Raw genomic sequence first — 13,021 nt, forward strand, 5'->3', positions numbered from 1 at the left:
CCCGGACGACGTCGGCGAAGGCCTGCATGGTTTCTTCCAGCGGTGTCTCGTAGTCGTAGCGGTGGGCCTGGTAGAGGTCCACGTAGTCGGTCTGCAGCCGCTTCAGCGAGCCGTTGATGGATTCCGTGATGTGCTTGCGGGACAGCCCGCGGTCATTCCGGCCCTCGCCGGTGGGGAAGTAGACCTTGGTGAAGATCTCGACGCTTTCGCGCCGCACACCGGCTAGAGCTTCACCGAGCGTGTGTTCTGCGCGGGTGCCGGCGTAGGCGTCGGCGGTGTCGAAGGTGGTAATGCCCAGATCCAGGGCCTGCCGGACGCAGGCCCTGGCCTCGTCCTGGTCGATTTGCTCACCGTGGGTGACCCAGTTCCCGTAGGCGAGTTCGCTGATGTACATGCCGGAGGAACCAAGTTTGCGGTATTCCATGCTGATGGTGCCTTCCATATCAAGATATTTATGGCCGTATTCCGGTGTGCGGCTGCGCCATGTGTGGGACGCCGGCCTATACCAGTGGCGTGATCGTCAGGCTCTCGAGTGTTGCGGAGCCGCCGTGAGCGTAGATGGAGACTCGGGTGCTTGTTTTGTCCGGGAAGATCAGGTCCGTAAGCACCAGTTCGCCGTGTTGGGCGAAGACCTCTACGGAGCAGTTGTCCACGTAGATCTTCAGGCTGTATCGGCCGTCCCGTGCGTAAATTGGCGCGGTGTCGACGGAGGCGAATCCATCATGGAAGCCGGTGTCGCCCGAGGCGGTCCGGTCGAGGATGAGTCGGCCCTGGGCGGGATTGATGCCGATTCGGGTTCCTTCCGTGCCGCTCCCTCGAACGATGAGGCCGAATTCTTCGGCCGTCCCGGGCGTGAACTCGGCTTCGATGAACTGAACCGTACCCGTGACGGCTGGGATCGGGCGTGTTTCCTCTGCTAAATGGACGGGGCCGTCCTGAACTGCCGGCCCCTGATCGCGGCATACGACTTCCTCCACGACGTTCTGGACTAGTCTGATGCTGCCGCCAACTGTGGCCAGGGAGAGCTCCCGGGGGAGAGACATGGGGCTCCGCCAGGGTGAAGTCGGGATCTGATTGGCGTAGTCCCAGTTGTTCATCCAGCCGATCATGATCCGCCTGCCGTCGGGGGCGTCGCTGAAGGAGACGGCGGCGTAATAGTCCCGTCCCCAGTCCAGCCAGTTGTACTCCTGGAGGAGGTCGGGGTCCTGCTCCCCGCAGGTGACGGTGGAGTCGCAGGTGAACTGGACGCCGTCGAAATCTCCCGTGAAGTACTGCCCTGCTGAACCGCCATTCGGACCGCCGGGGTTCAGGTTCACCGTGAGGACCCATTTCAGCTCCAGTGGATTGCCGTCCACCGGCAAAGCAAACAGGTCCGGGCACTCCCAGATGCCGCCGGTGGCGTTGGCGGGGCCGAAATCGCTGAGGTATTCCCAGGCTTTCAGGTCCTCGGACTTGTAGAGGACTACTTTGTAGTCGTGGGCTTCGACGGCCGCCATCACCCAATAGGAGCCGGCGCCGCCGTCATAACGGAAGACTTTTGGGTCACGGAAGTTGGCTGAGTTGCGGCTGAGCACGGGATTGCCCGCGTATTTTTTCCAGGTGAAACCGCCATCCAGACTGTAGGCCAGCGACTGCGCCTGGACGCCGAACAAGGGCGACGCTTCCTTGTAGGCGCTAGTGTAAATGGCCACCAGCGGGGGCGCCGTCTCGGTGCCGAACCCGCTGCTGTTTTGGCTGTCGAATACGATGCTGCCGGAGAAGATGTCCTCCTGCTCGTCGCAGGCAATCGCAACAGGCTGTTCGGTCCAGTCGGTGAGGTTCGCCGACGTGGCGTGGCCCCAAGACATGTTTCCCCAGGTGTTTCCGAAGGGGTTGTTTTGGTAGTAGAGGTGGTAGAGGCCCTGGTGATGGATCAGGCCGTTGGGATCATTGAGCCAGGTGTCTCGGGCCGTGTAGTGCAGGGCGGGCCGGAAAGCTTCCGGGTGTGTGGTGGTCACGGCCGTCATGGGAGGTGCACTCGTTTCAGGTTCGGAATGGGGAAAGGGAAGAGCCAGAATCTGACGGTGATCGTCAGATTGGCCGCAGTGTTGGTGACGGAAAGGGGGTCAGCCGACCAGGGCCTGCATTTCCGCCAAGGACGGCAGGTCCGCCCCTGGACGGCCCACCGTAATGGCGGCTGCCATGGATGCCATGCGGGCGATTTGTTCGAGAACGTGCGGAGCCAGGCCCTCGCCTCCTCTGGTCAGAAGCCCCAGGATGAGGGCCGCCATGTAGGCATCCCCTGCACCGATGGTGTCCGCGACAACGGTTTCCACGGAGGGGACAGTGATTTCCGTCTCCGCGGTGAGCAGGAAGGATCCTTCTGATCCGCGGGTGACCACGACCAGATCCGTGCCGAGTCCGTGTATGTGGCGGGCAGCCTCCTCCGGCGATTTGCGCGGATACAGCCATGCCGCGTCCTCGTCGCTGAGTTTCACGACGTCGGTGAGGGGAACGAGGTCTTCGAAGATGGTTCTGGCTTCGTGTTGGCTGCCGAGCAGTTCGGGCCGGATGTTCGGGTCATAGGTGACGGTGCTGATTCCTGCGCAGTGCTGCAGGAGGGATTTCACGCCTGAGGCTCCCGGTGCGAGGAAGCTGGCGATTGACCCGGCGTGCAGGAGCGTGGGCAGGTACGTCGGGGCAACCGATGGGAGCTCCCAGACGAGGTCGAAAGAATAGCTTGCGGACCCGTCGTCGGCCAGCGTTGCTGTGGCGGTCGATGTAAAGGTGGCGGACTGGCAGCCCGGAAGGATATGGACGCCTGCACCGCTGAGATGGCTGCTGACGGCAGCTCCCCGGCTATCGGTACCGATTGATGTCAGGAACCCGGTTGAAACATCCAGACGGGCAAGTCCGTAGGCCACATTGGCGGGTGAGCCCCCCGGGTGCTCGGTGACGCCGTTCCCCGTGTGGACCACATCGATAAGTGCTTCGCCGACAACGACCACCTCAGGTAGGGCGGACAGTGTGGCAGGAGGGTTCGTCATGGGGTTCTTTCTGGGTTTTCAGCAGCCTGCAAGGAAGCTGCGCGGGTCTGATACCGCGGGGGAAGCGGCCTCTCGGACGGCGGATTGGGCCGTCAGCCGGGGTGGGGGCCGTCAGCGCGCGGATTCCGGTACTTTCAGCGCCCAATGGGACGCGCTGAGGGTGATCCGTTCTCCGGCGCCGCGGGGAGCGTTCCGCCCTGCGGCGTCCCTCTTCGGTGGGCGGACGTTCTGGGTCCTGCGGGCGTCGGGTACGGCGGAGAGCAGCAACTGTGTGTACGGATGATGGGGGGCGGCCATCAGCTCGATGCTCTCGCCACCCTCGACCAGGTCCCCGGCGCACATCACCATGGTTGTGTCCGCGATGTAGCGTGCGGACGCGAGGTCGTGGGTGATATAGAGCATGGACACGCCCCGTTCATCGCGGAGTTTGCGCATCAGATTGAGAATCCCGATGCGGACCGAGACGTCGAGCATCGAGGTGGGTTCGTCGGCCAGTATGATTTCCGGTTCCACGGCCAGGGCCCTGGCGATGGCGACGCGCTGCCGCTGTCCGCCGGACAGCTGATGCGGGTATCGGTCCAGCATCTGTTCGCCCAGACCGACCGTTGCCATTAGTTCACGCAGTTTGAGTTTGAGGGCCTGCGGGCTGTCGTTTTCTCCGTGAAGCTGGAGGGGTCGGGTCAGGAAGTGTTCGATGCGGTGTGCCGGGTTGAGGGATCCGAAGGGGTCCTGGAAGACCATTTGGACCTTGCTGCGGTATTTCATCGACGCCCGGCGGCGTTCTGTGGCAAAGATGTCTTGTCCGTCCAGGATGAGCTGGCCGCCTGTGGGCTGCTCAAGGCGGGCGAGGATCCGGGCGATGGTGCTCTTTCCGCTGCCGGATTCCCCGACGAGTGCCACAATCTCGCCGCGGTTGATGTCGAAGGAGACGTCGTTGACTGCACGTACGGTCGAACGGAACGGGAAACTTCCCAGCTGATAGTCCTTGCTCAGGTTGCGTACCTGAACCAGGGGCTCGGTCGCCGTTCCTGGGCGGGATGAGGTGCTGTGTGCGGGGCTCATCGGCGTGACCTTTCGCGGGGGACGACATATCCGGGTACGAGCAGACAGGCTGCCTCGTGGTTTTCGGCTCCTGGAAGAAGCGGCGGTTCGATGGTGCGGCACGCCTCGGTGGCAAGCGGGCACCGGGGGTGAAAGCGGCACCCGGTGGGGGGATGGGCCATGTTCGGCGGGGCGTCCGGGATCCCTATCAACTCCACTCTCGGTCCGGTCAGCGGAGGGAACGCTCCCATCAGGGCGTTCGTGTAGGGGTGAAACGGATTGTCCAGCAATGTCTTGGAGGGAGCGACCTCGACCAGCTTTCCTGCATACATCACAGCCATGCGGTGGGAGAGCTCGACCATGAGCGAGATGTCGTGGGTGATGAACAGAATGGAAAAGCCCAGCCGCTGCTGAAGTTCTTTAATCTGGTGCATGATTTCCTGCTGAACCACCACGTCCAGGGCAGTGGTGGGTTCGTCCATGATGAGAAGAGAGGGTTTAAGCGCCAGCGCTATCGCGATCACCGCCCGCTGACGCATTCCGCCGGAAAGCTGGTGCGGGTAGGACTTGAGCCGGTCGGGGCTGATGTCGACAAGTTTCAGCAGCTCCGCGGCGCGTTCACGGGCGGCCTGCTTGGACATCTTTTCGTGCGTGGTGAAGACATCGACGATCTGATCCCCGATGGTCATGACGGGGTTCAGGGAGTTCATCGCGCTTTGGAAGACCATGGCGACGTCGCGCCAGCGAGTACGTCGCAGTTCTTCCTCACCCAGGTCCAGGAGATTCCTTCCTGCGAGTTCGATGGAACCGCCCGTGATTTTTGCCGGGGTCTGCAGGAGCCGCATGATCGCGTTTGCGATGGTCGACTTGCCGCAGCCTGATTCACCGGCAAGGCCGAACACTTCTCCGGCGCCGATGTCGAAGCTAACACCATCCACGGCGGTGACGTTCCCGCTTTCCGCTGTGTATTGGACCTGCAGGTTCTTCACGCTCAGCACAGGGCCGACCGCGGCACGGCCGATGTTTCCCCGGTCCTGTTCAGTCAGGGTTTCCATCTGTCAGCCTTTCTTTTCCACGCGCAGGCGAGGGTTGGTGATTTCATCAACGGCGTAGTTGATCATGGCCAGGGCAAATGCCACGACGGCGATGGCGACACCGGAGGGCAGCAGCACCCACCAGTCGCCGGTCATGAGCGCACCGTCGTTGTTGGCCCAATAGAGGTTGGTTCCCCAGCTGACGGACCCGGTGTCGCCGAGCCCCAGGAACTCCAGGCCCGCTTGGGCGCCGATGCCGTAGATGACGCAGCCCAGCAGGGTGCTCATCACGATGGAGGCCATGTTGGGCAGAATCTCCCGGAACATGATGCGCCATGCTTTCTCGCCGGTCACGACGGCCGAAGCGACGAAGTCCTTGCTGCGCAGCGACAGAGCTTGGGAGCGGAGCACCCGTGCGCTGCCTGCCCAGCCCGTGATGACCAGGACGATGACGACGGTGACGGGCCCCGGCGGCAGAAATGCGGCGAGAACTACCAGAAGCGGAAGCCCGGGGATGAGCAGGAACACGTTGGTCAGCAGCGAGAGTAGCTCGTCGATGGCTTTGCCGAAGTACGCGGAGGCGATGCCGACGAGGCAGCCGATGAAGGTCGCCGCTAGACCTACGGTGAATCCGACCGCCAGTGAGCTTCGCGATCCCCACAGGGTGAGGGCGAGCACGTCCTGGCCTTTGGAGGTGGTTCCGAGCAGGTGGTCCCCGGATGGTGCCAGGGATGCTTCGGGGCCGAAATCGGAGGGGTTACCCGGGGCCAGGAGGGGGGCCAGCAGGGCCAGGAGGGCAAATATGACCAAGATGGCCAGTCCGAAAAGGGCCTTCTTGTTCGTGAGGATGCCGTGGACGAATCCTCCATGAACGAGGCGTCCGGGGGCCGGAGGTTCAGGTATTTGAACCGTGGGGTTGCCGGCCGTGGTGATCGTGGTGGGTGTTGAGTCTGTGAGTGACATGGGGGACCTGTTTCTAGCTGACCCGGACCCGGGGGTCCAGCCGTACGTAAATGATGTCGACCAGGAAGTTAGCTGCCAGTACGGCGGCGGTGATGGTGAGGAAGATGCCTTGGGTCAGGGGGTAGTCCAGTGCCTGGACGGAGGTCAGGAGCTGGTAGCCGATGCCCGGGTACGCGAACACGGTTTCGGTGAGGAGAGCGCCGCCGACGACGAACCCAAGGGACATCCCGAACGATGTCACGGAGGGCAGCATGGCGTTGCGGGCCGCGTACTGGAACATAATCCGTGCGGGACGGAGTCCCTTGGCCCGGGCCATCGTGATGTAGTCCTCCGCGGTGGTGGCGATCATCGTGTTGCGCATCCCCAGCATCCAGCCGCCGATGGAGACCAGGACGATGGTCAGGGCCGGGAGGATGAGGTGAGTGGCTACGTCGCCGATGTATTCGAGGGAGAACGAGGGGCTGAGGCCTGTGGAGAAGGCATGGCCCAGCGGCAGCCAGCCCAGGGTTATCCCGAACAGATATAGAGCGGCCATGGCCAGCCAAAAGTAGGGAAATGATCCGACGAAAATCAGCAGCGGAGGAAAGACGGAATCCAGGAACTTTCCGCGCCGCCATGCTGCGAGAATGCCGAGGAAATTGCCCAGAATGACGGCAATGACCAGGGAGGTGGCGCCGAGTAGAAGGGTCCATCCGATCTGTGATGCGATCACCTCCGAAACGGGGGTGGGGAACCGGGAGAGCGAGATGCCCATGTCCCCACGGAAGATGTTGCCGATGTAGGCGAGGTACTGCTCCCATAGCGGCCGGTCGTCCAGGCCGAAGAGTCGTCGGAGCGCATCCACCTGGTCCGGGCGCATCTGAGCCTGTACTTGGGAGAACATTCTGCTGACAGGGTCCCCGGGCATCAGCCTCGGGAGGAAGAAATTCAAGGTAATGCAGGCCCAGAAGGCGATGACGTAGAACCCCAGACGGCGGAGGAGGAATACCATGATTCCGCTTCTTTCTTGATGATTGTTGCGCCGCCCGGGGATCGGTCCGGGTCCGGCAGGTGGTAACGGTGCAGGTGCCGTGTGTGCAGCGGCTTTGGTGGCTGTCCGGGGCCGGTTGCCCCGAACAGCCACCAGATGGCTACTGCGCCGGCTTGAGCGAGGTCAGAACCAGCACTGTGGTGGCGGAGCGGACCGAAAGAGTTGCATACGGGTTATCGCTGCTGGGCCAGCCCGTGAATCGCTGGTCGGTGTAGGCGCCCCACGCCGGGCCGGAAAACAGCGGGATCACCGGGGCCACGTCGTTGAAGCGTGCCTCCAGGGATTTGACGAGGGTCTTCTGCGCTCCCGGCTCTGCCGTTGCCCCCAGCTTCTCAAGCGTTGCGGTCGCATCCGCGTCGCCAAAGCGGTGGTAGTTCTCATTGGCCTTTTCGCCGACCGGCACAACAACCTTCTGTGACATTACGCCGCGGTAGAACTCGTACGGCGTCGCGCCGGCGTTGCTCCAGACGATGCCACTGTCGAAGGATCCATCAGTGTAGCCGGAGACGACCTGGGACCAGTCCGGGGAGCTAACCTCGACCTTCACGCCAAGTTTTTCCATGTTCTTCGAGATGATCTGGCCGACGGAAAGCCAGTCCGAAGATGCCGATCCGACAGAGAACTTGAACTGGAAAGGTTTCCCGTCCTTGAGGGTGCGAATACCGTCGGTCCCCTTTTTGTAGCCGGCGTCATCGAGCATCTGGTTGGCTTTGTCCACATTCAGCTTGGTCCAGTCGCATTTGTCGACGATGCTCTGGTCGCGCCAGCTGCTGTAGGCGTCGCTGAGGCCGGTGCAGTCGGCCGGATGCGTGTAGCCCGACATGCCCAAGCTATCGACCTGGTCGCGGTCCACGGCCATGCTGAGTGCTTTGCGGACGACCGGATCGTTAAAGGGAGCCTTCGTGGTGTTCAGCTGCCAGTTGATCGTGCCACCGGTGGTGGGGTACCAGAAGTGGCGGTGTGCCGGATCCTTGTCAATATAGGTTTTCTGAACGTTGGGGATGAACTGGTCGCTCCAGTCAACGTCGCCGTTCTGCAGGGCGAGGTTGGCCCCGGAGTTGCCGGCGAAGGCCAGCATCCTGATGCCGGTGAGCTGCTGCTTTTCCGGCTGCCAGTAGTTGGGGTTCTTATCCAGTTCGAATGACTGTGTCTGGAAATGGGAGACCTGTGTGTAGGGGCCAGTGCCCACCGGGTTGTCGTTAGTGGCCTTTGCCGGGTCCGCAATCTTCGACCAGACATGCTTAGGGGCGATGACTTGCTGGCCGACTTCGTAAAGTCCGGGGGAGTAGGCCTTGTTGAAATCGAAGCGCACGGTGTGGGCGTCTATAGCTGAGACTTTGGCCAGATAGTCGAATCCTCCCTGGATCTTCTTCTGGAGATCAAAGGTGTACACGACGTCGTCGGCGGTCAGTGGCTGTCCGTCCGACCACTTAACACCGTCGCGGAGCGTGAAGGTCACGCCCTTGCCGTTTTCGTCTGCTTTCCACGAAGCGCCGAGCCAAGGGACCGGTTCCCCCTTGACAGGGTTGACGATCAGCAGGGGTTCAAAAACCGACTGCTGCGTCATCGGCAGCGCGTTCGGGGAGAACGGGTTGAAGTTGCTGGTGAACGTTGCGGTGTCCTCCCGGGGGATTGTCAGGAGCCCGTTAGAGGCGCTCCCACCCTTGGCTGTGCTTCCGGAGGTGTTTCCGGCGCCGCAGCCGGTGAGAGCCAGGGCGCCAATCGCCAGCGTGGCCGCAACAACGGTCAGTGACCTTTTGGGGTGGATTTTGGGCATGAGGAAGCTCGTTTCGTCAGTGAAAGGGAGAGGGGGTTAGCGGGTGGGGACGTCAGAACGCCGGGACCGGCAGGCGCACAGATGCACGCTCCACCAGAGGGCATTCGACAATGCGTTGGAGCGGTTCCAGATCGCGGTTCGCTGCCAGTTTGGCCAGCAGCGCGACGCCGGTTGCCCCCATTTGCTGGAACGGCAGTGCGACTGTCGTCAGGCTGGGCCGCAAATAGTTGGCGATGATCTCCTGGTTGTCGAAGCCAACCACGGAGATATCGTCCCCAATACGGAGCCTTCGTTCTTTGATGGCGTCGTAGGCGCCCATGGCCATGCGGTCAGTGGCGCAGAAGATCGCGGTAGGTGGCCGGGTGCCATCCAGGAGGGCAGCTGCTGCGCGGTAGCCCTGGTCTGCCTCGCCGTCCTCGTTGATGACCAAGCTCTCATCCAGGCCGATGCCTGCCTGTTCAAGGGCTCGGACATAGCCGGCCCGGCGGCCGATGGCGGCCGGAATGACGGGATCAAGGTTGATGAGCCCTATCCGGTCGTGTCCGGCCCCGATGAGCCTCATCGTGGCAACATAGCCACCCTGAGCCTCATCCGGAATGACGGAATGCAGTTTTGCTGCCTCGTCAAAGCAGTGAACCAGAACCGTCGGCACCTCCTCCGCAACAGCGGGCAACCGCACACCTCTATGCCAGCTTGTTGCATAGATCAGACCCTCGACACGGTGCTCGAGCATGGTCTCGATGGCCCGCCGGTCGGCGTCACTGCTGCCGTCGGTGCTGGCGATAAGAAGTGTCTTACCCTCCCGCGCGGCCTGTTCCTCGGCGCCCCGGACAATGTTGGCGGCATAAGGCGCGATCACGATTTCCGTGATCAGCCCGTAGAGCTTGGTCTGCTTGGACGCCAGCGCACGGGCTCCCGCGTTCGGGCGGTAGCCCAGTTCGATCACGGCCTGATGGACGCGGTCACGGGTTTCTTCTGGAATTCCGTTTCCCGTTCCACCACTGAGGACAAAGGAAACAGTCGTCCGAGAGACTCCGACATGGTTCGCGACATCCTGCATCGTCACCTTGGCCTGCCGCGCGTTCGTCTCCATTGACCGTCCGATGTCTACTAGTAAGAGGGATGAATTGGATGAGAGTCTAGCCGCATCTACTGTTGCGCGTTACTAACGCGCGTTAGTGATGTGACATAGAACATATACCGCACTGATTCAGGCTGTCAAGGCGGGTGCGAGTGACCCACCCCTCGCCCAGGTTTCGGTATTTTCCGGGAATACCTGGGCGCCCATCAACGGGATGCGGGGATTCCGGCCAAACCGTTGACTTGTCTGGCGGACAGACCGTAGGTTTTCCCCTTGACAACGTTGTCTAAGCTTCGGTCTGGCGAAATCAAAGCCTTGCAGAACCAGCCGAGCAACAACCGGCATTACCTGCCTGTCACTGTCGACATGAAAGGCGAACACGTGCGCCGCACACATTCCCTTCCCGGGCTTCCACCGGGACCTAGCTCGAAAAAACGTCTCAACGCCCTGGTCCTCGCGGCCGTGATGGCCGCCGGTAGCGCGCTCCCACTATCCGGCGCGGCTCTGGCCGCGGACTCCTCCGGAACGTCCGCGAGCTCCTCCGGAACGGCCGGCTCTTCCTCGCCTTACACCGAGGCCTACAGGCCACAGTTCCACTTCAGCCCGGAAAAGAACTGGATGAACGACCCGAACGGATTGGTCTACTACCAGGGCGAATACCATATGTTCTTCCAGTACAACCCCTCCGGGGACACCTGGGGCAATATGTCCTGGGGCCACGCGGTTAGCACGGACCTGGTGCACTGGACGCAGCTCCCGGTGGCGATTCCCCAGGACGATAAAAACATGATCTTCTCGGGCAGCGCTGTCATCGATAAAGACAACACGACTGGCTTTGGTCAGCCGGGTAACCCTGCCATGGTGGCAATTTATACCGCGGCCGACAAGGCCACCGGTAAGCAGTCCCAGGCACTCGCCTACAGCACGGACAAAGGCCGGACCTTTACCAAATATTCCGGGAACCCCGTGCTGGACATCGGGTCAAACAATTTCAGGGACCCGAAAGTCTTCTGGTACGAGGCCAAACATGAGTGGCTGATGTCAGCCGTTTTGTCCGACCAGCACAAGGTGACGTTTTATAGTTCTCCAGACCTGAAAACTTGGACGCATCTCAGTGATTTCGGACCTGCAGGCGCCACGGGGGGTGCCTGGGAGTGTCCTGACCTGTTCCCTCTGCCGGATCCCGCCAATCCCGGCAAGCAGAAGTGGGTACTGACGGTCAACCTCAACCCGGGCGGGATTGCCGGAGGTTCGGGCGTCCAATATTTCACGGGAAGCTTCGACGGCACCAAGTTCGTCTCTGATGACAAACCCTACGTCCCCCCGGCCGGGACATCTTTGGGAAGCTTCGATGACGGAACATTTCAAGGCTGGCAAGCCACCGGGGCCGCCTTCGGTACTGCCCCCGCCACAGGAAGCCTGCCGGGCCAGTCCCCGGGTACAGGCTGGGTAGGAACCGGCTTCGCCAACAGCTTCAACGGCGGTGACGGCCCCACTGGCACACTGAGCTCGCAGACCTTGGCCATCAACAAGGCCCACCTGAACTTCCTCGTCGGCGGCGGCAACCACCCCTACGTCGCCGACACTGTCCCGTTCGGCACCCTGCCGGCCGGGACCGTGTTCGACGACTTCTCCGGGGCCACCTACGGGGCCGGCTGGACCGCCACCGGCTCCTTTGCCAGCTCCGGGCCCTCGACCGAGAGCCTGCCCAACCAGCTCGGGCCTAAGGCGCTGGACACCTATGCGCCCGACGGCGAGGCCGGTACCGGCATCATCACCTCCCCGGCCTTCACGGTCAACAGCCCGTATATCGACATGCAGGTCGCGGGCGGCAACCACCCCTGGGGCCAGTCGAACCCGACCGCGGTCAACCTGATCGTCGGCGGAAAGATCGTCGAGACCACCACGGGCTCCAACAGCCCGGACCTGAAGTGGACGAATTGGGACATGAGCAAGTACCAGGGCCAGCAGGCCCAGATCCAGGTCGTGGACCAGAACGACGGATCCGCCGGGTGGGGTCACCTCATGGTCGGGGATATCGTCTTCGCCGGCGCCCCCGCCAAGCCATGGGACACACAGACCTCGGTCAACCTCGTCGTCGACGGCAAAGTTGTGCGCTCCGCCACGGGCGCAGACAGCGAGAACCTGGATTGGGCCTCGTGGGACCTTAGCGACCTGATCGGCAAGCAGGCACAGATCCAGGTCGTTGACCACAACTCCGGCGGCTGGGGACACATCCTGGCCGACGCTTTCACCCTCTCAGACACGGCGACACAATCTGCGATCCAACGCGCGCACTGGGTCGATTACGGCAAGGACAATTACGCCGGTGTCACCTTCAATGACGCCCCTGGCGGCAAGCGGATCATGATCGGGTGGATGAACAACTGGGACTACGGCGGAGCCATTCCCACTTCACCGTGGCGCAGTGCAATGACGGTTCCCCGGGAGCTGTCCCTCCAAACCGTTGACGGAGCACCTCGTCTGGCGCAGACACCAATCCACCAGCTCAATGACCTCACCGCAGGTCCGGCCGTCCACAAGCAGAATATGTCCGTCCCGGCCGGAAGCACCATCGTGCCGGCTACAGGGAAGGCAGTGGACATCACAGCGTCCTTCGCTGCCGGTACTGCAAGCTCCTACGGACTGAAAGTCCGCACCGGGTCCGGCCAAGAAACACTCGTCGGCTATGACAACAAAGCCGGACAAGTCTACATCGACCGGACAAAATCCGGCTCTGTGGGATTCAGCTCCAGCTTCCCCGGAGTGCAGACCGCGCCGCTGACAACAACCGGGGGAGCGGTCAAACTACACATTCTGGTTGACTGGTCCTCGGTCGAAGTCTTTGCCGATGATGGAAAGATCGTTCTTACAGACCAGATCTTCCCTGACCCATCCAGCCAGGGCATTGAAGCATTCTCTAATGGAGGAGCCGCCGTTCTAACCTCCTTGGACGTCACGCAGATGAATTCAATCTGGCCCGCGGCAGCCCCTAGCAAAAACGGGTAATAACCGCGTCAAGCCCTTGAAACTGCGGCGCCCGCACCTTCACTGTTGCGGGCGCCGTTC

10 protein-coding genes are annotated in these 13,021 nt (G+C 62.1%); 1 reads left to right on the forward strand and 9 read right to left on the reverse strand.

All coding sequences use genetic code 11. The features are described 5' to 3' along the window. The 9 genes from BLR03_RS20795 to BLR03_RS20835 all read right to left on the reverse strand — a co-directional run. On the reverse strand, window positions 1–424 hold a 424-nt coding region (locus tag BLR03_RS20795; protein WP_139184625.1), incomplete at its 3' end, for an aldo/keto reductase. A 76-nt stretch (window positions 425–500) separates the two neighbouring features. Then, a complete protein-coding gene (locus BLR03_RS20800) occupies window positions 501–2,006 on the reverse strand; it encodes a glycoside hydrolase family 32 protein (RefSeq protein ID WP_091256209.1) in 1,506 nt (501 codons plus the stop codon). Between the two features lie 99 nt (window positions 2,007–2,105). Next, the gene (locus tag BLR03_RS20805; protein WP_091256210.1) at window positions 2,106–3,026 is read right to left on the reverse strand and encodes a carbohydrate kinase family protein; all 921 of its coding nucleotides are present in this window, start codon (window positions 3,024–3,026) and stop codon (window positions 2,106–2,108) included. A 111-nt stretch (window positions 3,027–3,137) separates the two neighbouring features. Continuing rightward, a complete protein-coding gene (locus BLR03_RS20810) occupies window positions 3,138–4,088 on the reverse strand; it encodes an ATP-binding cassette domain-containing protein (RefSeq protein WP_175460645.1) in 951 nt (316 codons plus the stop codon). Further along, a complete protein-coding gene (locus BLR03_RS20815) occupies window positions 4,085–5,122 on the reverse strand; it encodes an ABC transporter ATP-binding protein (protein WP_091256211.1) in 1,038 nt (345 codons plus the stop codon). The genes BLR03_RS20810 and BLR03_RS20815 overlap by 4 nt, the downstream gene beginning before the upstream one ends. Window positions 5,123–5,125: 3 nt before the next feature. After that, on the reverse strand, window positions 5,126–6,064 hold the full coding sequence (locus tag BLR03_RS20820; RefSeq protein WP_091256212.1) for an ABC transporter permease: 939 nt from the start codon (window positions 6,062–6,064) through the stop codon (window positions 5,126–5,128). 13 nt (window positions 6,065–6,077) lie between these two features. Then, window positions 6,078–7,055 carry an ABC transporter permease gene (locus BLR03_RS20825; protein ID WP_091256213.1) on the reverse strand — a complete coding sequence of 326 codons (978 nt, stop codon included), beginning with the start codon at window positions 7,053–7,055 and terminating at the stop codon, window positions 6,078–6,080. 139 nt (window positions 7,056–7,194) lie between these two features. Then, window positions 7,195–8,871, reverse strand: a complete 1,677-nt coding sequence (locus BLR03_RS20830) for an ABC transporter substrate-binding protein (protein ID WP_091256214.1) — start codon at window positions 8,869–8,871, stop codon at window positions 7,195–7,197. 52 nt (window positions 8,872–8,923) lie between these two features. Continuing rightward, window positions 8,924–9,964, reverse strand: a complete 1,041-nt coding sequence (locus BLR03_RS20835) for a LacI family DNA-binding transcriptional regulator (protein ID WP_091256215.1) — start codon at window positions 9,962–9,964, stop codon at window positions 8,924–8,926. A 369-nt stretch (window positions 9,965–10,333) separates the two neighbouring features. On the opposite strand from BLR03_RS20835, the gene BLR03_RS20840 reads away from it, so the two are divergent. Next, window positions 10,334–12,961 (forward strand): glycoside hydrolase family 32 protein, encoded by a 2,628-nt coding sequence (locus BLR03_RS20840; RefSeq protein ID WP_254788624.1) that lies wholly within the window; start codon window positions 10,334–10,336, stop codon window positions 12,959–12,961. Window positions 12,962–13,021: the final 60 nt, after the last annotated feature.

The sequence above is a fragment of the Arthrobacter sp. ok909 genome (genome assembly GCF_900104405.1).
GTDB classification, from domain to species: Bacteria; Actinomycetota; Actinomycetes; order Actinomycetales; family Micrococcaceae; genus Arthrobacter; species Arthrobacter humicola.